The 19,846-nt window shown below is 28.0% G+C and carries 20 protein-coding genes; 4 read left to right on the forward strand and 16 right to left on the reverse strand.

Going from position 1 to position 19,846, the window contains the following annotated elements; genetic code table 11:
- Positions 1-84: 84 nt before the first annotated feature.
- From AACT_RS01120 to AACT_RS01135, 4 genes are read left to right on the forward strand one after another with little or no spacing between them, the layout of a single operon-like run.
- Positions 85-1,197 carry an MlaE family ABC transporter permease gene (locus AACT_RS01120; RefSeq protein WP_172124185.1) on the forward strand — a complete coding sequence of 371 codons (1,113 nt, stop codon included), beginning with the start codon at positions 85-87 and terminating at the stop codon, positions 1,195-1,197.
- Entirely contained in the window at positions 1,197-1,934 is a 738-nt protein-coding gene (locus AACT_RS01125; RefSeq protein ID WP_172124187.1) for an ABC transporter ATP-binding protein, read from the forward strand. The genes AACT_RS01120 and AACT_RS01125 overlap by 1 nt, the downstream gene beginning before the upstream one ends.
- Entirely contained in the window at positions 1,934-2,869 is a 936-nt protein-coding gene (locus tag AACT_RS01130) for an MlaD family protein (RefSeq protein ID WP_172124189.1), read from the forward strand. Before AACT_RS01125 ends, AACT_RS01130 begins: the two co-directional genes overlap by 1 nt.
- The gene (locus AACT_RS01135; protein WP_172124191.1) at positions 2,859-3,449 is read left to right on the forward strand and encodes an ABC-type transport auxiliary lipoprotein family protein; all 591 of its coding nucleotides are present in this window, start codon (positions 2,859-2,861) and stop codon (positions 3,447-3,449) included. The genes AACT_RS01130 and AACT_RS01135 overlap by 11 nt, the downstream gene beginning before the upstream one ends.
- 6 nt (positions 3,450-3,455) lie before the next feature.
- Here AACT_RS01135 and AACT_RS01140 read toward each other — a convergent pair whose 3' ends face one another.
- From AACT_RS01140 to rplM, 16 genes are all read right to left on the reverse strand, one after another.
- Positions 3,456-3,995, reverse strand: a complete 540-nt coding sequence (locus tag AACT_RS01140) for a DUF1439 domain-containing protein (RefSeq protein ID WP_172124193.1) — start codon at positions 3,993-3,995, stop codon at positions 3,456-3,458.
- Between the two features lie 33 nt (positions 3,996-4,028).
- Positions 4,029-5,072, reverse strand: a complete 1,044-nt coding sequence (locus AACT_RS01145) for an AbrB family transcriptional regulator (RefSeq protein WP_228720509.1) — start codon at positions 5,070-5,072, stop codon at positions 4,029-4,031.
- Positions 5,073-5,197: 125 nt separating this feature from the next.
- Positions 5,198-6,832: a phosphoglucomutase (alpha-D-glucose-1,6-bisphosphate-dependent) gene (gene pgm, locus AACT_RS01150; protein ID WP_172124195.1), complete on the reverse strand. Its 1,635-nt coding sequence runs from the start codon at positions 6,830-6,832 to the stop codon at positions 5,198-5,200.
- Between the two features lie 112 nt (positions 6,833-6,944).
- Entirely contained in the window at positions 6,945-9,134 is a 2,190-nt protein-coding gene (locus AACT_RS01155) for a cache domain-containing protein (protein ID WP_172124197.1), read from the reverse strand.
- A complete protein-coding gene (locus AACT_RS01160; RefSeq protein ID WP_172124199.1) occupies positions 9,118-9,804 on the reverse strand; it encodes a response regulator transcription factor in 687 nt (228 codons plus the stop codon). Before AACT_RS01160 ends, AACT_RS01155 begins: the two co-directional genes overlap by 17 nt.
- A 29-nt stretch (positions 9,805-9,833) precedes the next feature.
- Positions 9,834-11,351, reverse strand: coding sequence for a tripartite tricarboxylate transporter permease (locus AACT_RS01165; RefSeq protein WP_172124201.1), 1,518 nt, complete (start codon positions 11,349-11,351; stop codon positions 9,834-9,836).
- Positions 11,348-11,833, reverse strand: coding sequence for a tripartite tricarboxylate transporter TctB family protein (locus AACT_RS01170; protein WP_172124203.1), 486 nt, complete (start codon positions 11,831-11,833; stop codon positions 11,348-11,350). The genes AACT_RS01165 and AACT_RS01170 overlap by 4 nt, the downstream gene beginning before the upstream one ends.
- Positions 11,834-11,874: 41 nt before the next feature.
- Positions 11,875-12,846, reverse strand: coding sequence for a tripartite tricarboxylate transporter substrate binding protein (locus AACT_RS01175; protein WP_172124205.1), 972 nt, complete (start codon positions 12,844-12,846; stop codon positions 11,875-11,877).
- A gap of 285 nt (positions 12,847-13,131) precedes the next feature.
- The gene (locus AACT_RS01180) at positions 13,132-14,103 is read right to left on the reverse strand and encodes a thiamine pyrophosphate-dependent enzyme (protein ID WP_172124207.1); all 972 of its coding nucleotides are present in this window, start codon (positions 14,101-14,103) and stop codon (positions 13,132-13,134) included.
- Positions 14,100-15,344, reverse strand: a complete 1,245-nt coding sequence (locus tag AACT_RS01185; RefSeq protein ID WP_172124209.1) for a 2-oxoacid:ferredoxin oxidoreductase subunit alpha — start codon at positions 15,342-15,344, stop codon at positions 14,100-14,102. The genes AACT_RS01180 and AACT_RS01185 overlap by 4 nt, the downstream gene beginning before the upstream one ends.
- Positions 15,345-15,346: 2 nt before the next feature.
- Positions 15,347-15,757: a 4Fe-4S dicluster-binding protein gene (locus AACT_RS01190; protein WP_172124211.1), complete on the reverse strand. Its 411-nt coding sequence runs from the start codon at positions 15,755-15,757 to the stop codon at positions 15,347-15,349.
- A gap of 11 nt (positions 15,758-15,768) precedes the next feature.
- Positions 15,769-16,332 (reverse strand): pyruvate flavodoxin oxidoreductase subunit gamma, encoded by a 564-nt coding sequence (locus AACT_RS01195; protein WP_172124213.1) that lies wholly within the window; start codon positions 16,330-16,332, stop codon positions 15,769-15,771.
- Positions 16,333-16,669: 337 nt separating this feature from the next.
- The gene (locus tag AACT_RS01200; RefSeq protein WP_172124215.1) at positions 16,670-17,335 is read right to left on the reverse strand and encodes an HAD family hydrolase; all 666 of its coding nucleotides are present in this window, start codon (positions 17,333-17,335) and stop codon (positions 16,670-16,672) included.
- Between the two features lie 27 nt (positions 17,336-17,362).
- Positions 17,363-18,865, reverse strand: coding sequence for a peptide-binding protein (locus tag AACT_RS01205; protein ID WP_172124217.1), 1,503 nt, complete (start codon positions 18,863-18,865; stop codon positions 17,363-17,365).
- Positions 18,866-18,979: 114 nt separating this feature from the next.
- Entirely contained in the window at positions 18,980-19,369 is a 390-nt protein-coding gene (rpsI, locus tag AACT_RS01210; protein WP_172124219.1) for a 30S ribosomal protein S9, read from the reverse strand.
- A gap of 5 nt (positions 19,370-19,374) precedes the next feature.
- Positions 19,375-19,794, reverse strand: coding sequence for a 50S ribosomal protein L13 (gene rplM, locus AACT_RS01215; RefSeq protein WP_172124221.1), 420 nt, complete (start codon positions 19,792-19,794; stop codon positions 19,375-19,377).
- Positions 19,795-19,846: the final 52 nt, after the last annotated feature.

Here is a 19,846-nt window from a genome sequence, read left to right on the forward strand (position 1 = left end):
CTTTTAATGCAATTAATGCGAACTATATGCTAAAATCTAAAATAATATCCATGTTTTAGTTTTGATGGAAGGATGAAGTTTTTTATGAGAGATTATGATTTTGAAATAAAAGAATTAGCTGATAATAATTTTGAACTAATATTACTAAATACTTGGAATAAAGAGACTCTTAATAAAAATATTCAAGCTTTAAATAAATTAAATATTAAAAAAAACTCAAAACTAATAGTAAATTTTCAAAACCTAAAAGAGTGTGATAACTCAGCAATAATCTATCTTATATCTTATTTTAAAACTTTTCAAGAAGAAAACATTACATTAGAAAACCTTTTAAAGCATGAAAGAAAATATAAATTTTATGAAAAACATTATCAAGATAATAAGCTAATAGAAAAGAAAGAGATTCATTTTATAGAAAATATTGGTAGAGCAGCAAACGATATTTTTTTATCTTTTGTGGATTTTACAAAATTCTTAGGAAAAATATTTTATTTTTTCATATATTCTTTATTTAATCCACGTAAAATGAGAATAAAAGCAATGTTTAAATACATAGATAGCTCTGCTGTTAATGCTTTATTTATAGTTGGAATCACCTCTTTTTTAGTGGGAGTTGTTATTGCTTATCAAGGGGCTGTTCAGCTTGAAAAGTTTGGTGCAAATATTTTTATAGTTGAAATGATTACTATTACTATGTTTAGAGAAATTGCTCCTTTGGTAACTGCAATTGTAATAGCAGGGCGAAGTGCTAGTTCTTACACTGCTGAAATTGGAGCTATGAAAATAACCGATGAAATAGATGCTATGAGAACTATGAATTTTGAACCAATGCTATTTTTAACACTTCCTCGGATTTTTGCTTTAGTAATATCTTTGCCATTATTGGTTTTTTTTGCTGATATTGTGGGAGTATTTGGTGGTATGGTTATTGCCTATATTGATTTAGATGTGACTTTTAGAGAATTTATTATACGAATTGGAACAGAAGTACCACTAAAACACTTTTTACTTGGAATATTTAAATCAATATTTTTTGGAATGGCAATAGCAATAATTGGATGCTATAGAGGGTTTCAAGTACAAAACAATACTACAAGTATAGGAAAATTTACAACTATTAGTGTGGTAAATGCGATTTTTGTGGTTATTGCTTTAAATGCAATTTTTTCAGTAATCTTTACTCAGATAGGTATATAATGGAAATCATAAAAGTAGAAAATTTATCCACTATATTTGGTGAAAATATTGTTCACAATAATATTTCGTTTTCAATAAATGAAAAAGAGATATTTGGAGTATTAGGCGGAAGTGGTTCGGGTAAAACTGTACTTGTAAAACAAATAGTAATGCTAAGTGGAATTCAAAAAGGTAGTATTAAAATCTTTGATAAAGATATTTCAAATTTAAATTTAGAACAAAGCCAAGAAGTAAAACAGCAGTTTTCTTATCTTTTTCAGTTTGGGGCTTTATTTTCTTTTTTAACTGTTATTGAAAATATTGCAGTGATGCTAAAAGAGTATACAGATTTACCTAATGATTTAATAGAACAAATAGCATATACAAACCTAGAAATTGTAGGACTTCCAAAAAATTGTGCAAATTTATATCCTTCTGAAATAAGTGGTGGTATGAAAAAAAGAGTAGCACTTGCAAGAAGTTTAGCCCTAGAGCCAAAGATTTTATTTCTAGATGAGCCAACAAGTGGTTTGGATCCTGCTAGTACTCAAATGATAAATGAATTGATATTATATTTAAGGGATGTGTTAAATATAACAATAGTTATAATAACCCATGATTTAGAAACAATAAAAACCGTATTAGATAGATTTATAATACTAAAAAAAGATATTATCTTTGATGGAAATATCAAAGATGCTATGAACTCAGATAATGAGTTTATAAAAGATTTTTTAACAAATAAAAAGGCTTTATAATGGATACTAAAATTAATTTTTTTAAAATTGGAATGTTTATAGTCATTTTTACAATAGCACTTTTAGGTGTTATATTTTGGTTAGGAAAATATGGTTTTGAAAAACAAAAGTTTGATGAATACTCAATCTTTTTTGAAGAATCAATTTCAGGTTTAAATATTGGTTCATCTATTAAGTATAAAGGTTTTGAAGTAGGAAATGTAAGCGAAATCAAAATCAATCCAAATAATTCAGAAGAAATCCAAATCAATGTTCTAATAAAAAAAGGAACTCCTATAAAAGAAGATAATTACGCAATGTTAGGAAATTTAGGAATTACAGGACTTAAATATATTGAGCTTAAAGGTGGATCTAATGAATCTGCATTACTAAAAGAAAATAAAGATAGAGTAAAATTAATACCTTCACGAACATCTGCATTAACTTCTTTATTTGATTCAACACAGGATATTACAACTGAAGTTATGTTGGTTTTAAATCAAATAAAAAAAGTTTTAGATGATAAAAACATAGATAAGTTCTCACAATTTTTAGTAAAAGGTGAAAGTAGTCTTACAAATATTAATCAATTAACAGAATATTTAGTTGCCAATGAGAAAAAAATAGATGAGTTATTAGATGAAGTTTCAGGATTGGTAAAAAATGGTAATAACTCTTTAAAAGGTGTAAATAAAACAGCTGATAGTTTAACAAAAACTGCAAATTCTTTTAAAGAATTATCAACAGAATTACAAGCTGAATTAAAAAAAGGTTCATTTAACTTAAAAGAATTATCACAAGAGAGTTTTGATAAATTGGATAATGTTTTAAATAGTTTAGATGAAACTCTAATTCAAACACAAAAATTTGTTGATGATTTAAATCAAAGTCCAAGTGATTTAATCTTTAAACAAAAACCTATAAAATATGGTCCAGGAGAAATAGATGAGAAATAGTATAAAGATTTTTATTTATATATGTGTAATAGGTCTTTTAAGTGCTTGTAGTTTAAAACAAGAGACCTATGATACAAACACTTACGCAATTGATTTTAAAGTAATACAGAGCTTTAAAAATAGTGCAAAAACAATATATGTAGAAAACCCAAATGTAAATAAGAGTTTTAATTCAAATTCAATTTTTTATACAACAAAGGCTTATTCATTTGAAGAGTATGCTTTAAATAGATGGATAGATAAACCATCTTCTATGCTTCATAATAATATTGCTCAAACACTTGAAACTAGTAATATATTTAAAAATGTTTTAAAAGAAAAATCAGAAATAAAGTTTGATTATATGCTTAAAACAAATGTAGTTAGTTTATATAATAGTATTGAAAGCAATAACTCTTTTGCTGTATTATCTATAAAATTTGATTTAGTATCAAATGGTGAAGTTCTAAAAACATATACTTATAATAAAAAAGTTTTATCACAAGGTAATAAACCTTATGATTTTGTGGTTGCTATGAATAAAGCTTTTGAAGAAGTTGCAAGTGATTTGAATTTTCAAATTTACAACTTAATCAAATAAAATAGTTTACAGTCCAAAAGTAACTAGAAGTTCTGAATCCTCAATTTTTACATCTTTAACAAAAGAGCCTTTAAATGAGGATTTATCTATTGTATAAACAGGGATATTTGAGAAAATACTATCTATAACTGGTTTCATATTAGTAAATAGCAAGTTAGTAAGATTTTTATCTATATTCATATTTGAAAATTTTAACTCTTCAATTTGAATATCTTTTAAGAAAATTGCTGATTTCTCTTTATCAAAGTATGGATTACCAGATAGGGTAAATGTTCCCGCAGCATTTGGAATAAAAATAGTTGATAAGTTTATATTCATATTTGCATTTAGTCTATTTGTATTTGATATGAAAATATTTGGTTGCTTTATATCAATATTTGCAAATACAAAATCTTGTTTTATTGGAAAATATTCTGATGTTTTGTTTAGTTCTCTCTCATCAATCTTAAGTGTTAATCCATCCGTATCAAACTTCTTTATACATCCAGAAAATAGTAAAATCAAAGATAAGATAGTGAAAATATAAGTTTTTTTGAATAAATACATGAAAATCCTTTTTATAATTAAAAAGATTTTACACTATTCTTTGATTCTTTTAGCTAAAAGAGGAGCTATATTCATAACAATAAATAGTCTAACTATGTGATGAACGGTAATATATGGAATATTTGCAGCAACTAAAATAGCTATTAGATTTATTTCTGCTTGTCCTCCTGGACTAAAGGCTAGAAGTACTGAAATAATAGGAAAATCAAAGGCAAAATAAACAATAGATATAAAAATAGCACTTACAAGTGCAAGTATAACAAAATGGCCAAAAGTTCCAATTAGAGTTTTTAATATCACTTTTAATGTAACACCTCTAAATGTAAATCCAATAATTGTTCCAAAGATTACTTGTACAAACTTAATTAACTCATCGGGTGGTTTAGAGTGAACAAAGCCACTACTAAAAGCGATAATACTTAAAACCATAGGGCCTATTAAATAAGCGGCTGAAACATTTAGCTTTTTTGCTGTGTATGCTCCAATAATTCCAATAATTCCTAAATAGAAGAAATCAGGTAAATATACCTCTCTTAATGGAATAGTAATTAATCTGTTTCCACTTATATCTATATGAAAAATATATTGAATAATAAAAGGAAGAGTCAAAACTATAAATAAAAGTCTAGAAGATTGAACTAGGGTGATTTTAGAAGTATTTGCTTTTAACTGCTCCCCTAAAATCACCATTTCAATAACACCACCTGGCATTGAAGAAAAAAAGGCCGTTCTTTTATCAAAGTGTAAAACTTTATAGTAGTAATACATTCCTGCAAATGCAACAATTATAGTATATGGAATAATAAGTAAAATACTAAAAAAATATATATGAAGATTCCCTAAAATTTCCGGAGTAAAAGCACTTCCAATAGTAAGTCCAATTATAATTCTAGCAGGAGTAGAAAATATTTTAGGACTAAGTATGGGAATATTTTGAAATCTCATAGCAATTGATGAGGTAAATATGGCTCCTAGTAACCAAGGAAGTGGCAAGTGAAGATAAATAAACAAAATAGAACCTAATGCACCTATAATAATTGCAAGAAGCATTTGTCGAAGGTTTTGCATGGTCGGCATTTATTTCTTTCCTAGGTGTTAATATTTCAAGTCTTTTATATAGAATTTATAAATGAATGTAATGTAAATAGAATTAAAAAGAGTTAAATTTCTATAAGAAATCCAACTCTTTTTTGTAAGGATTTTTAAGCTTCAATACTTTTTAAAACTAAGTCTTGAGCTTCTTTTATAATCAATTCTAAGTGCTTTTCATTTATAAAACTTTCTGCATAAATTTTATAGATATCTTCAGTTCCTGAAGGTCGAGCAGCAAACCAACCATTTTTTGTTGTAACTTTTAGTCCACCTATACTTGCATTGTTTCCACTGGCTTTCGTATAAATATTTTCAATTTGCTCACCTGCTAAAGTCTTAGATGTAATATCTTTTACACTAAGATTTTTTAGTTTTGCTTTTTGCTCATAGTTTGCAACTGCATCAACTCTTTTGTAATAAGCTTTTCCAAATTGTTTTTCAAACTCTTGATAAATAACACCTGGATCTTTTTTTTCTTTTGCAGTAATTTCAGCAGCTAAAAGATTTAAAATAATTCCATCTTTATCTGTTGACCAAACACTTCCATCTTTTCGTAAAAATGAAGCACCAGCACTTTCTTCTCCACCAAAAGCCAAGCTTCCATCAAATAAACCTTCAACAAACCATTTAAATCCAACAGGTACTTCATAAAGTTTTTTATCTAAAGATTTAACAACTTTATCAATCATTGAACTTGAAACTAAAGTTTTACCAACTCCTAAATCATTTTTCCAAGATTTTCTATTTGAAAATAAATACCAAATAGCAACAGTTAAATAATGATTAGGATTCATAAGTCCTACACTTTTTGTTACAATCCCATGTCTATCAAAATCAGGGTCATTAGCAAAGGCAATATCATATTTGTCAGCTAACTGAATAAGTGAAGCCATAGCATAAGGAGAAGAACAATCCATTCTTATTTTTCCATCATGGTCGCATGACATAAAAGAGAAAGTAGGATCAATTATTTCATTTACAATATCAAGATTAAGACCATAAATTTCATTTATTTTTTTATAAACATTTAATCCAGAACCACCCAATGGATCTACACCAATATTTAGATTTGCATTTTTTATAATATCCATATCAATAATAGTGTCTAAAGCTTTTACATAAGGTGTAATAAAATCAGCGACTTCTAAAAATTTAGATTCAAATACATTTTCTTTAGGGATGAACTTAACATCTTTTAAACCATCTTTTAATATTTCATTTGCTCTTTTTTCTATAACAGATGTAACATCAGTATCAGAAGGCCCACCATTTGGAGTGTTGTATTTAAATCCACCATCACATGGTGGATTGTGAGATGGAGTAATGATTACACCATCATTTAAATCTTTTGAATTTTTATTTGATTCAATAATTGTAAAAGACATAACTGGCGTTGGAGTGTATTCGTTTTGTGCTGCAATTTTACATTGAACTTCGTTTGCTAAAAAAACTTGTAATGCTGTTATTTGTGCAGGTGTAGACAAAGCATGAGTATCAATTCCTATATGCATAATACCACTAATAGAAGCACCTTTTCTATATTCACAAAGGGCTTGAGTGATTGCTAAAATATGATCTTCATTAAAACTTGATTTTGTAGAACTTCCTCTATGTCCAGATGTTCCAAAACTAACTTTTTGACTTTGAATATTTATATCGGGCTTATTAGTATAATAGGCTTCGATTAATTTTTCAATATTTTCTAGTATTTCTTTAGGTGCTTTTTTACCTGCTAATTCATTCATCAAGTTTTCCTTTGCTATTTTAATTGCTTTATAAAAAGATTTATTATTTTATCGAAATTAGCCTTTTATATGATTTTTAATTATCTATTTTTTATTCATCTGTTTAAAAAAACTAAATTTCTATAAAAAATATAGCACCATCAATTGAATTTTTCGCATATACTAAACCATTCATTTTATCTTCAACAATCATTTTTGTCATATATAATCCAATTCCTGTTCCATATTCATACTTAGTTGTAAAATAAGGATCAAATATTTTATTTATAATTTCTTCATTTATACCACCTGCATTATCTTCAATGCAAAGGATATTTTTCTTGTTTTTTTCTAGATAAATTTTTATTTGAGGATTTTTAATGTTTTTCTCTATTAGGATATCTTTAGCATTAGAAATTATATTCATAACGGCTTGAGAATATTCATTTTTAAAACCATTTATTTTAGAAGATTCATTAATTTCGATATCTAATTGGATTTGATAAAAATCAAGATTTGATTTAACAATTCTTACAGCATTTTCAACTGCTTCTTTTATGATAAATTCTTCTTTTATAGAGTTTGGATTAAAGAAATTTCTAAAATCATCTATTGTTTTTGACATATATTCAAGTAAATCATTAGCTTCTTCAACAGTATTATTTAAGTACTTTTTATCTAACTCTTTATAATCATAAGCTGATTTTATATCAAAAAATAGCCCAGATAATTGACTTAGTGGTTGTCTCCATTGATGGGCAATATTACCAATCATTTCTCCCATAGAAGCCATTTTTGACTTTTGTATTAAGATATTATCTTGTTTTTGTTTTTCTTCTTTTAGTAAAGTTCTTTCTGTTATATCTCTAATTGAAGCAAAGACAATATTTTGTTTATTCTCTTCATATATTATAATACTTACCTCAATAGTTTTTATAAAGTTATGTTTTGTTTTTAATTTTACAGTATCTAAAAATGCTTTTTCTTTTAATATTTTATTTATATCAATATTTATAAATAAATCAAATAAGTTTTTATCAATCAATTCTTCGTCATCATACTGAGTAACCATAGATGCAGTTTGATTATAACTAGTTATTTTAAGATAATTATTTTCTTCTAGTTGTGAAATAATAAATGCATCGTTACTGTGATTAAAAAGCATTCTATATTTATCTTCATTTAGAATTACATTTTCTTTATATTCTTTAAAAATATTTTCAATTCTTTTAGTAAAGAGTAAAGAAAATATAAAAAATATAATAGTCATTATAAAAATAATAATGCATAATACAATGATATTCTTGTACATATTTTCTAAAGAAATATTTCTTTCTTTATTTACTATTTCATAAATATTTGAAAGTCTTACTCCCATTGCAATAAAATATCTATAATCACTTAAGTATGTTCCATAAATGAGTTTCTGATTATTATTATAAAATAGATATTCATTTCCTTTGTAATTTGTATTTGTTAAAAGGTTTTTCATCGCTTTTATTTCAGATTCATCGGGCTGTATCAATCTTTTTGTAACTAATTTATTTTCATTTATAATATCATTTAAACTGTTGATTTTATAAATAAAAAGATACTCTTCTTCATTGAAATTTTGGTTCTTAATTTTTTGAATAAGTTTATCTGTTACTTCACTACTTTGTTTTTCAAGAAAAGTACCTGAGCCAATTATTATTCCTAATTCTTTTAAATGTCTTGAATAAGTAATCTTTTTACTTGTAATACTACTATTGGGTATATACCAAAAGTAATCTAAAAAATTTTGCTTTTCTTCTGTTTCTTTTATCATTTCATTAATAAATTTCTTTCCATGTATATCTTCAAAATTATAAAAATTCTGTGATTCATCAATTTCATTCTCACTATTTAAAATAAGTTTTCCACTTGTATCTAAAATAAAATAGTTTATATCATTTTTCTTTTGGGCTATTTGGTTTATGGAAGTTTTTATTAAGTTGATTTGTTCTTCTTTACTTAGATTTTTAGTCTTTTCATAAAGAGAATAAGCAAGATTATAGGCTACTATTGATTGATTTTTAACTCTATGCTTTTTATTTGTTATTATTGAAATTTCTTCAAACTTTATGTCATTTTTTAGATTATCAAGAGAATTTTTTATATAAAATTTTTCTCTTTCAATTAGAGTTGTTTTAAAATTATTTATATGATTTTTGAAATTATCATATTCTATTTTTATTAAGTTATATCCTGTAATTGTTGCAACAATTAATATGATAATAGTTGAGCTAAGTAAGGTGGTTTTTTTAATACCTTGTTCTAATTTGAGATTATAATTTGTTTTCAAGATTTAATTTATAACCCAGATTTGAGATGTTTTTTATACAATTAAATGGAATTTTCTTTCTTAAAAATCCAATACTTGTTCTAAGTGAATTTAAACTCATATATTCATCTTGCCAAATATTTTGTTCTATCTCTTCATAAGAAACAACTCTATCTTTATTTAAAGTTAGAAGTTTTAAAAATAGTAACTCTTTTTTAGTAAGATTTATAGTTTTATCTTCGTAATAAAATAAAGAAGTTTTATTATCAAAATAAAAATCATCAGATAAGAAGATTTTAGAATCTTTTTGCTCTTCAAGTGATTCTACCGCTTTTATAAGAGCAGGCATTAAGTTCCTACTTGTAAGTGGTTTAATAATATATTTTTCAAGGTTTAATTCAATGGCATCTAATAAATAGTTTTTTTCACTAAAAGCAGTTGAAATTATGATTTTTGTAGTTTTGTCATTTTCTCTTATTTTTTGTGCAAGTGAAATGCCATCCATTTTTGGCATTTTTATATCAGTTAGAATAATATCAGGATGATATTTTTTATATAAAACTAAGCCTTCTTCTCCATCTTTAGCCTCATATAATTCATTGAACATACGATTTAAAAAACGTGAATTTATAGTTCTTACACCTTCATCATCTTCAATATATAAAATAGTGTATTTTTTAAAGTCATCCATTGTAACCTCTTTTTATAAGAGAAAAGAGATTAACTCTCTTTTCTTTTTTTCATTCTATCTAAAAACTCACTTATTATTGGCATAAGTAATAATATAAGGGTAAGAATTAAAATTGATAAAGTAATAGGTCTTTCCCATAAAAATGAAAGTGAACCATCACTAATTGTTAGAGCTCTTCTTAAATTGTCTTCCATCATTCCACCTAAAATAAATCCTAAAATCATAGGAGCCATAGGGAAGTCAACAATTCTTAGAAATAGTGCAACAACTGCAAAAGTTGTCATCATATAAATATCAAAATTGTTAAATGTAACTAAGTAAACTCCAACAAGAGAGAAAAACATAATTAGTGGTAATAACAACTGTTTCGGAACTGCCAACAATTTAGCAATATATGGAATCAATGGTAAATTCAAAACTAATAATACAAAGTTCCCAATATACATAGAAATAATTACAGACCAAAACAGTGCAGGATTATCAATATACATTGTAGGACCTGGTTGAATTCCATAAGACAATAATGCACCTAAGATAATAGCTGTAGTTCCACTTCCTGGAATTCCAAGTGTTAATAAAGGAACAAATGAACCCGTACAAGCAGCATTATTCGCACTTTCAGGAGCTGCTAATCCTTTTAAACTTCCTTTTCCAAAACCTAATTTATCCTTAGCGCTTGCAAAACTTCTTTCCATTCCATAGGCTAAGAATGAAGCAATAGTAGCACCTGCACCGGGAAGAACTCCAACGAAGAATCCTAAAATAGAAGATCTCCCAATAGTTGGTACAATCTCTTTTACTTCTTCTTTTGTTAACTTTAAAGTACCAATATCTTTTTTTAATTCATCTTCTTCTTCTTTTGAAACTTTATGGTTTTCCAATACGTTCATCAAAGCTTCTGATAATGCAAAAGCAGCCATTGCTAAAAGTAAGAATGAAATTCCATCAATTAAGTCCATTCTTCCAAAAGTAAATCTTGCAATTCCTGAATCAGAATCAGTTCCTACTGTTGCTAACATTAAACCAAAAACAGTCATAATTGCTGCTTTTAAGAACTTACCTTTTCCCGCAAATGCAGCAACTGCAGTAAGACCTAAAACCATTAAAGCAAAATAGTCAGATGATTGAAAACTTAAACTCACCGATGCAAGTGCAGGTGCTGCAAAAAGTAAGAAAATAGCTGCAATTGTTCCACCACTAAAAGAGGCATATGCTGCAATTGCTAGAGCTTTTCCAGCTTGTCCTTTTTGTGCCATTGGATAACCATCAAATCCTGTAGCCACAGTTCCAGCAACTCCTGGAGCATTAATTAAAATAGATGAAGTTGAACCTCCAAAAATTGCACCATAATAAACACCTGAAATTAAAATTAATCCAGATGATGGGTCCATCCCATAAGTTATTGGAATCATAAGTGCAATTGCAGATATAGGTCCAAGTCCTGGAATCATTCCAATAAATGTGCCTGCAAAACATCCTATAATTACCATCAAAATATTATACATAGAAAATGCAGTTGCAGCTCCTAATAAAATACCATCCATCATGATAAGGCTCCTACTAAATTATCAATTAAAGTACCAGCGTCTATATAAACACCCATTACGTTGTTTAATAGTAAATAAAAGCCTACAGATACACTAATTGAAATTATAAATATTCTTTTTAAATTCTTTTCTTTTAATATTAAAAATCCTATTGCTAAAAATACTGTTGTTGCAATAATAAATCCCCATGCTTTCATAGTGTAACCATAAAAAAACATCGCGATTATAAAATATAATGCAGTTTTTAAATCTAATGATTTTATGTATTGTAATGATAATTTAGCTTGATCTTTTTCTATAAATGACAATATTATTAGTATAATTGATATTATAATTCCAGTAATTGCAATATAAAAAGGAAAAGTTGAAGCTGTCATAATTTCAAATTGATTTCCTGGCATCTTTTTTATACTAAAAACTCTATAAAAATAAAAAGTTGAAAAAGCTAAAAAGAATATTGATCCGATTCTGTTTTTTGTCATAATTAATCCTTTATACAAATAGAGCAAAAGCTCTATTTATTTTATAGGAACCCCATTTCTTTCATTAAAGATGAGATACCTTCTTCTTGTTTTTCTAAAAATGTTTTAAACTGAGTTGTAGGTTTATATAAATTAGACCAACCATTTCTAGCTCTAACTTCTTCCCATTCTTTTGTTTTATACATTTCTTCAAAAACTTTTGCATAAGCATTAATTTTTTCTTCTGCTAAATCAGGTGCACCAAAGAATCCTCTCCAGTTTGCAAAGTACGCATCAGCTCCCATTTCTTTGAAACTAGGAATTCCATCAATATCTTCATCAGATGTAACACCAATAATTCTTAATTCACCTTTTTTATGTTTTTCTAAAACTTCACCAAGTCCAGTTGAAAGAATATCAACTTCACCTGTTAATAGTCCTGCAAGTGCTTTCCCTCCTGCATCATAAGGAACATATCTTACATTAGTTGGATTTCCACCTGCTGCTTTAAATATTTGTGCAGCAACTAAATGGTCCATACTTCCTCTTGAACTTCCTCCTGCAATTTTTAATGCAGTTGGGTCTTTTTCAAAAGAAGCTTTCACATCAGCCCAAGATTTGTATTTTGAATCAGAAGCAACTACAAGAACTCCATAATCAGCAACAACAGCTGAAACTAAAGATAAATCTCTAAATGATTGAGGGAAAACACCTTGTAATGATCGAATTACAATAGGAGTAGAATTTATCATTAAAGTATTTTCTTGTTTTCTAGCAGTTTCAATCATATAAGCAATAGCGGTACCTCCACCACCACCTGACATATTTTCATAAGATGTTTCACCAACAAGATTAGCTTTTTTTAGTGCATCTCCAACACCTCTTGCTGTTCCATCCCATCCACCACCTGCACCACCAGGAATTAAGAAATGTATTTTTTCAACATTAGAAGCTATTGAAGAGCTTGCAAACCCTGCAACTAAAAAGCCAGCTAATGCAACACTTTTACAGATTTTTGAAAATTGATTTTTCATTTGTGATCCTTTATTGTTTATCTATTCTAATGGTAAAAGAAAAAAATGTAAGAAAAATAAAATAAATAAAAGATTTTGAAATTTAGAAGAAAATCCCCATTTCAAATAGGAGGCAAAAATATGAAATGGGAATAGGAAAAATTGTTAGTATTTATTGTAAGTCGTATAAAAAAAACAGGAGGGAATTTTAAATAGACAAGATTATAGTAGTAAAAAAAAATGTAGTATAAATGTAAGAAAAACAGAATCTTTAAAAAAGTTCCTATTTCTCTTTCATTTAATTAATTACATTCTAATTTCTTCTCTTTTTTGTAAGAATGCCCATCTTTCGTCGATTCTTTTTTGCCATTCTTCAATTAAGTACTCATATTCAGGTTTAAATAAATGTTTAAATCTTGGTTGTGCACCTAAATAATCTCTAACTGGAACAATGTTTTTTGGTCTATAAGTGATGTTTAATTCTCTTCCATCAATAATTTCATATAATGGGAAAACTAAAGAATCAACTGCTAAATCAGAAACTTCAATAGTTTGATTTGGGGCAAATTTCCACTCAGTTGTACATGCAGACATTGCATTTATAAATACAGGCCCTTTTGTATCAAAACCTCTTTGGATTTTTTTAACCATATCTTTCCATTTATTTGGAGCAACTTGTGCAACATAAGGTGAACCATGTGCTGCCATAATTGAAATAATATCTTTTTTCTGTCTTTTCTCACCATAAGAGTGAGTTCCAGCTGGTGCAGTTGTTGTACTTGAACCAATAGGAGTTGAAGATGATCTTTGACCTCCTGTATTTGCGTAAACTTCGTTGTCTAAACAAACATACATAAAGTCATGTCCTCTTTCAAAACAACCTGAAATCCATTGGAATCCAATATCGTAAGTTGAACCATCTCCACCAAAAGTTACAAATTTTGGTTGAGGAGTATCTTCACTTATTCTTCCTTTGTTTCTTAATGCTTTATTCATAGTTTCAACACCTGCCATTGCAGTTGAAGAGTTTTCAAATCCAATATGAATCCAAGAACAATCCCATGAAGTATGAGGATAAATAGCTGTACAAACTTCTAAACATCCTGTAGAAGCTGATACTACTAGGTTATCATTAGTAGCATTTAAAACTTCTCTTACAATAATAGAGTGAGCACAACCTGGACATAAAAGGTGTGAACCTTCAAATCTTTCAGCAGCTGTTGAGAATGCTTTAAGATTTTTAATTTCTTTTTGTGTATTAACTAATGCACTACTCATTTTTGTACTCCTTGCGCTTCATAAAAGCTAAGTTCTGGACCTCTTACTCCAACAAATCTTTGGATTTTTCCAGCTAGTTTACCGTCTTTTGCTTCTTTATCTAATGTTTTAAAAATATTTTTTAATGATGCAACTGTCATATCTCTACCACCTAATCCATAGATTAAGTTAGATACTGTTGGTCGTGCAGGTGAATTAATTAATGCACCAGAAACTTCATTAAATAAAGCCCCAACAGTTCCTCCAGGAGCTGATCTATCCATACAAGCAACTGCTTTAACATTTTGTAAAGCCTCTGCAACTTCTTCAAGAGGGAAAGGTCTAAATACTCTAGGTGCAACAACACCAACTTTAATACCTTCTTCCTCTTTGATTTGATCAATAGCTAGCATAGCTGTTTCAAATGTAGAACCTAAACAAACGATTGCAACATCTGCATCTTCCATTCCATAAGATTCAACAAGTTTATATTCTCTACCTGTTAATTCTTTAAATTGTGCAAATGTTTCTAAGATAACTTTTTTAGAACCCATTAATGCAGCATGTTGTTTTGCTTTATGTTCAAAATGCCAATCTTGCTCAGTTTGTACACCATGAGTTACCGGTTTGTCAAAATTTAATAAGGCATTTACTTGTAAGTAAGGTCCTACAAAATCACATGCAACTTTATCTTCTAAAGGTGTAACATTTTGTGCAGTATGAGAAGTCATAAATCCATCTTGATTAGAAATAACAGGTAATCTAACAGCTGGATGCTCAGAAATTTTAAATGACATTAAAGTCATATCATAAGCTTCTTGAGGATTAAATGCATCAATTGAAATCCATCCTGAATCTCTTGTTAAGTATAAGTCAGAGTGGTCACCATTTACATTTAAAGGTGCTGCTAATGCTCTATTAACTAAACATAAAACAACAGGAATTCTCATTCCAGATGCTTGGTATAAAACTTCAATCATAAGTGCTAAACCTTGAGAAGAAGTAGCAGTTGCAACTCTTCCTCCAGCAGCTCCTGCTCCAACACATGCAGACATAGCAGCATGTTCAGATTCAGTCATAATTACTTCACCATCAACATATCCATTTGCATGGAACATACAGTAATTTTCAACAGTAGCCGTTGAAGGTGTAATAGGATAAGCAGCAATAACATCTACATCAGCTTGTCTTAAAGCTTGAGAGTTTGCCATGTTTCCATCCCAAACTTCTACTTTTTTTAATTCCATTACTCTTTTATTCATACTTATTCACCTTTCTTTTTTTTCTCAGGCCATTGTGAAAGTGCATCTTCCACTGTTTCAAACTCATTGAACATTAAAAGAGATTTTGGATTTGTAGGACAAACACTTACACATAATCCACATCCTTTACAGTGTTCATAATCTACACCTTTCATCTCTTTATTTCTAGCGATAATCGATGTATCTGGACAGAATATCCAGCAATTTTGACAGTCAATACAAGTTTCAGAATTCCAAACTGGTTTTATAACTCTCCAGTCCCCAACAGACATACTTTTTGAACTAGTTTCTGAATACATTCTATCTTCTGGTTGAATATCTGCAATATTATAATCTATATTTCCATCGAATGTGTAAAGAGCAGCACCAGGTACTAACTCATCCCATCCCATTTCATTAATTGGTTTACTCATTTTTTATCCTTCTACTGAACTTCGTCGTAAGCTCTTTGGATTGCTACCATATTAGCTTCAATCAAATTTGGTGGTAATTTTTTTAAAACACTTACCATTTTTTCTTTGAAATAATCTAATTCGTACATTCCACTAACTTTCATAAATGCTCCAAGCATTGGAGTATTAGGAATAGCTTTTCCAATAGTATCTCTTGCTATTTGAAAACAGTCAAGAATAAATACTCTGTCTTTAATATCTTCTAATTCAGGAACTAAAGATATTAATTCTTCTTTGCTAAGGTGTGTTGTAATAATATATTTTGTTGTATCTTTACCATTAGCAGTAAAATCATCTGTTAAAGCAAGACCTGGATCAAGTATAAATACATAATCTGGACTCATATATTTTTCGTGGTTTAAAATTACTTTATCGTCTATTCTATTGTAGGCTGTCATTGACGCACCTCTTTTAGCTGAACCATAGAATGCAAATGCTTGTACTTGTTTACCAGATTCGGCAACAATTGATCCAAGACCCTTAGCACCTGTTACAGCACCTTGACCTGCACGGCTATGCCATCTAATTTCTAACATAGTGGCTCCTTAATTAATATTAAATTTGACTTAAAAAATTTAATTAGTCTGTAGTATTATAGATAATCTTAACTTATAAGGTACTTTTATTTAATATAAAATGAAATTCATGTAACTTTTTGAGACACTGATTCTTAGTAAAAAGATTATTTTTTCGAAAAAATGTAAAAAATAAAAAGAATATCATATATCTTCAAATACCAAAAAATAGACGTTCTTTATAATATAATGAAATAATTAAACTTAAAATAATTATAGGAGTAAAAACTTAATTAAATATATTATAAAGTAGCTAACAACATAAGTTAAGCTATATTTAATTAGTATTTAAAGTATTTTAATTTTGATTTTTTAGATTTTTAAGGAAATTAATGGCACTGAATGCATCTTTTTGAATAAAATTTGTATATTCTCTTAACTCAAGTTCTTCACCATATCCACATAAAAGACCAATTGAATTCACATTAGCAGCATTTGCAGCAATCAAATCAAGTTTTGTATCTCCTATCATCCAAACATCATGTAAATCTTTATTGTAATTCATTTGTTCAAGAGTTATTAAAATAGGTTCAGGATGTGGTTTTGGATTTTCTACATTTTCTCTACCTGTAACTATCTCAAAAAAATGTGCTATTCCAAAATGCTCAAGTAAAGGCATAGTATACATTCTTGTTTTTGTTGTAACTACACTAACTCTTCCTATTTGAGATGCTAGTTGTACCGCTTCAAGAGCATTTTCTAAAAGTGTTGTTTGTTCTTTTGAAATAACTCTATATCTATTTTTATATGAATTAACAAATTCCCAAACTTTTTCATCTTCAACACCTAATTCTTTGTACATGATATCAAGTGGATAACCAATTAATGATTTAATATCATCTATAGAATATTTAAAATCAAAATCTAACTCTTTAAATGTATGCAAAAAAGTTGAGATGATTGCATCTGTTGATTCGATTAATGTTCCATCTAAATCAAAAAGTATTATTTTATTTTTACTCATATTTTATTTTTCCTTCAATGCAATTATTTATTGTTCTAATTCCCAATCTTTTTGGTTATGCATAATACCAATGAAACTTGGTTCTACATTTTTTATTTCTTTATTAACTACTGTGATTCCATCTGGAATATATAAAAATAAATATGGTAAATCATCAGAAATGATTTTAAAGATTTCTTTATATATTTTTCCTAATTCCTCTCTATTTATTGTGTTTATTCCATCTTCAATTAATTTATCAACTTTCTCATTTTTATATGATACTAAATTAAATCCACCCAGTTTATCACTTGAACTATGCCACAATGGATAAGCATCTGGCATTAAGCCTAAAGACCAGCCAAGAATTACTGCATCAAATTTTTTTGGATGAACAACAGTATTTAAAAACGCTTGCCATTCCATAACTCTTATTGTCATTTTAACACCTACTTTTTCAAGCTGATATTGTAAAATTTGTGCTGTATTAATTCTTGTATCATTTCCGGTATTTGTAACAACTTCAAATGTAAAAGGATTGTTTTCATCATAACCAAGCTCTTTTAGTAGCTCTTTTGCTTTTTCTATATTTTGAGTAATTGGTTTAATTTTTTCATTATATGCAAAAGAGTCTGGTAAAAAAGGTCCATTACATATTTTTCCATAACCAAAAAATAAGATATCAACTAATTCTTGTCTATCTATTGCTAAAGATAATGCTTGTCTAATTCGTAAATCTTTAAATTTCTCATTATTTAAATTAAATCCTAAATATGTATAAGCAAAACTAGGTTTTTGAATTATTGTAAATTTATTTTTAAAATCATCATCAATTTGTCTATCAATTTGAATGGGAGTTAATCCTCCAATATCTAGTTTCTTTTGTTTTAGATATAAAAATGAAGTATTAGGATCAGGAAGAAATTGATATAAAATCTTATCAATTTTTGGAATTCCTTCAAAATAGTTCTCATTTGCAATTAGTTCTATATCTTGAGCTGTTTTAAACTCTTTTAGTTTATATGAACCTGTTCCTATTGGATTTTTATTAAAAGAGCTTGTCATTAGATTTTCTTCATCTTTTAAAAGATGATAAGGTAATATTCCAACCATCCAAGTTTCAATTGCTTTAAAGTAAGGTTGTTTATAGATTATTTCAAGTGTAAAGTCATCTATTGCTTTTACACTTTGTACTTCTTGAAAATTTGATTTAATAGAATTAAATACTTTTGGATCAATTATTTTTTCATAAGTAAATACAACATCTTTTGAAGTAAATTTTACTCCATCATGCCATAAAACATTGTTTCTAAGTTTTATAATAAGTTTTGTTGGTGTTTCAAATTCATATGATTGCGCTAAATCAACTGTATGATTTCCATTTTTATCATATTTAAATAAGCCATTAAAAAGCCAATCAGATATTTCACTACTAGCACTATCGTTTGCTAATATAGGATTTAATCGACTAGGACTTGAACTCATTGATAGATTCAATGTGCTTGCACTAAGGTATGTAATAAGTAATAAATAGTAGGTTAATAATTTCATAGGGTATTGTATAGTTTTTTTATATAAATAAGCATAAAAAAGTGCATAAAAAAAGGAGCAACAAAGTCGCTCCTTTTTTTGAGAACAGTAAGAAATACTCTTCGAAAATACCAATTATCTTTTTGAGAATTGAGAAGATTTTCTTGCTTTTTTCTTTCCGAATTTTTTTCTTTCAACAGATCTAGAATCTCTTGTTAATAAACCAAATGGTTTTAACACAGCTCTGAACTGCTCATCAAAAGCAACTAATGCTCTTGAAATTCCGTGTCTTGCAGCATCAGCTTGTGCAGAATATCCACCACCAAGAGTTTTTACTACAATGTTTACAGAAGTTTCTTGTTTAGAAACATTTAATGGTTGCATAACTCTTTTTTTGATTGATTCATGACCACCAAGCCATGCGTCTAAAGATACACCATTAATTGTTAATTGACCATTACCATTTTCTAGCCATACTTTAGCTACAGCTGTTTTTCTTCTTCCAGTTGCGTATACTTTTGCCATTACTCTTATCCTTTAATTTGCGCAGTATGAGGGTGTTCGCTACCTGCGTATACTTTTAATTTTTTTAACATAGCTTTTCCAAGAGTTGTTTTTGGAAGCATACCTCTAGCAGCTAGTTTATATAATTTTTCTGGATTCTTTTCAAACATTTCAGACATTTTGTGAGTTTTTGTACTACCAAAATAACCTGAGTGTGTAAAGTAATTTTTAGTTTCTAATTTTTTACCAGAAAATTTTGCTTTTGATGCATTTATAATAACAACAAAATCTCCGCAGTCTACATTTGGTGTAAAACAAGGTTTGTTTTTCCCTCTTAAGATAGTAGCAACTTCTGTAATAATTCTTCCGAATACTTTATCAGTTGCATCAACTACTATCCAATCTCTTTCGATTTCGTTAGCATGTGCCATTTGAGTAAATTTCATTTATTTTCTCCGCTTTTTTAATGAGGTGGAATAATAGTGTAGTAATACTTAA

It is taken from the genome of Arcobacter acticola, assembly GCF_013177675.1.
Lineage (GTDB): Bacteria > Campylobacterota > Campylobacteria > Campylobacterales > Arcobacteraceae > Aliarcobacter > Aliarcobacter acticola.

Bases quoted from the DNA above. Each gene is read 5' to 3' on its own strand.
- AACT_RS01180 (WP_172124207.1), bottom strand. From the start codon at position 14,103: ATGAGTAGTGCATTAGTTAATACACAAAAAGAAATTAAAAATCTTAAA.
- AACT_RS01135 (WP_172124191.1), top strand. From the start codon at position 2,859: ATGAGAAATAGTATAAAGATTTTTATTTATATATGTGTAATAGGTCTT.
- AACT_RS01170 (WP_172124203.1), bottom strand. From the start codon at position 11,833: ATGACAAAAAACAGAATCGGATCAATATTCTTTTTAGCTTTTTCAACT.
- AACT_RS01200 (WP_172124215.1), bottom strand. From the start codon at position 17,335: ATGAGTAAAAATAAAATAATACTTTTTGATTTAGATGGAACATTAATC.
- rplM (WP_172124221.1), bottom strand. From the start codon at position 19,794: ATGAAATTTACTCAAATGGCACATGCTAACGAAATCGAAAGAGATTGG.
- AACT_RS01165 (WP_172124201.1), bottom strand. From the start codon at position 11,351: ATGATGGATGGTATTTTATTAGGAGCTGCAACTGCATTTTCTATGTAT.
- AACT_RS01190 (WP_172124211.1), bottom strand. From the start codon at position 15,757: ATGAGTAAACCAATTAATGAAATGGGATGGGATGAGTTAGTACCTGGT.
- AACT_RS01145 (WP_228720509.1), bottom strand. From the start codon at position 5,072: ATGCCGACCATGCAAAACCTTCGACAAATGCTTCTTGCAATTATTATA.
- AACT_RS01205 (WP_172124217.1), bottom strand. From the start codon at position 18,865: ATGAAATTATTAACCTACTATTTATTACTTATTACATACCTTAGTGCA.
- AACT_RS01175 (WP_172124205.1), bottom strand. From the start codon at position 12,846: ATGAAAAATCAATTTTCAAAAATCTGTAAAAGTGTTGCATTAGCTGGC.
- AACT_RS01120 (WP_172124185.1), top strand. From the start codon at position 85: ATGAGAGATTATGATTTTGAAATAAAAGAATTAGCTGATAATAATTTT.
- AACT_RS01185 (WP_172124209.1), bottom strand. From the start codon at position 15,344: ATGAATAAAAGAGTAATGGAATTAAAAAAAGTAGAAGTTTGGGATGGA.
- AACT_RS01125 (WP_172124187.1), top strand. From the start codon at position 1,197: ATGGAAATCATAAAAGTAGAAAATTTATCCACTATATTTGGTGAAAAT.
- AACT_RS01195 (WP_172124213.1), bottom strand. From the start codon at position 16,332: ATGTTAGAAATTAGATGGCATAGCCGTGCAGGTCAAGGTGCTGTAACA.
- pgm (WP_172124195.1), bottom strand. From the start codon at position 6,832: ATGAATGAATTAGCAGGTAAAAAAGCACCTAAAGAAATACTAGAAAAT.
- AACT_RS01160 (WP_172124199.1), bottom strand. From the start codon at position 9,804: ATGGATGACTTTAAAAAATACACTATTTTATATATTGAAGATGATGAA.
- AACT_RS01130 (WP_172124189.1), top strand. From the start codon at position 1,934: ATGGATACTAAAATTAATTTTTTTAAAATTGGAATGTTTATAGTCATT.
- rpsI (WP_172124219.1), bottom strand. From the start codon at position 19,369: ATGGCAAAAGTATACGCAACTGGAAGAAGAAAAACAGCTGTAGCTAAA.
- AACT_RS01140 (WP_172124193.1), bottom strand. From the start codon at position 3,995: ATGTATTTATTCAAAAAAACTTATATTTTCACTATCTTATCTTTGATT.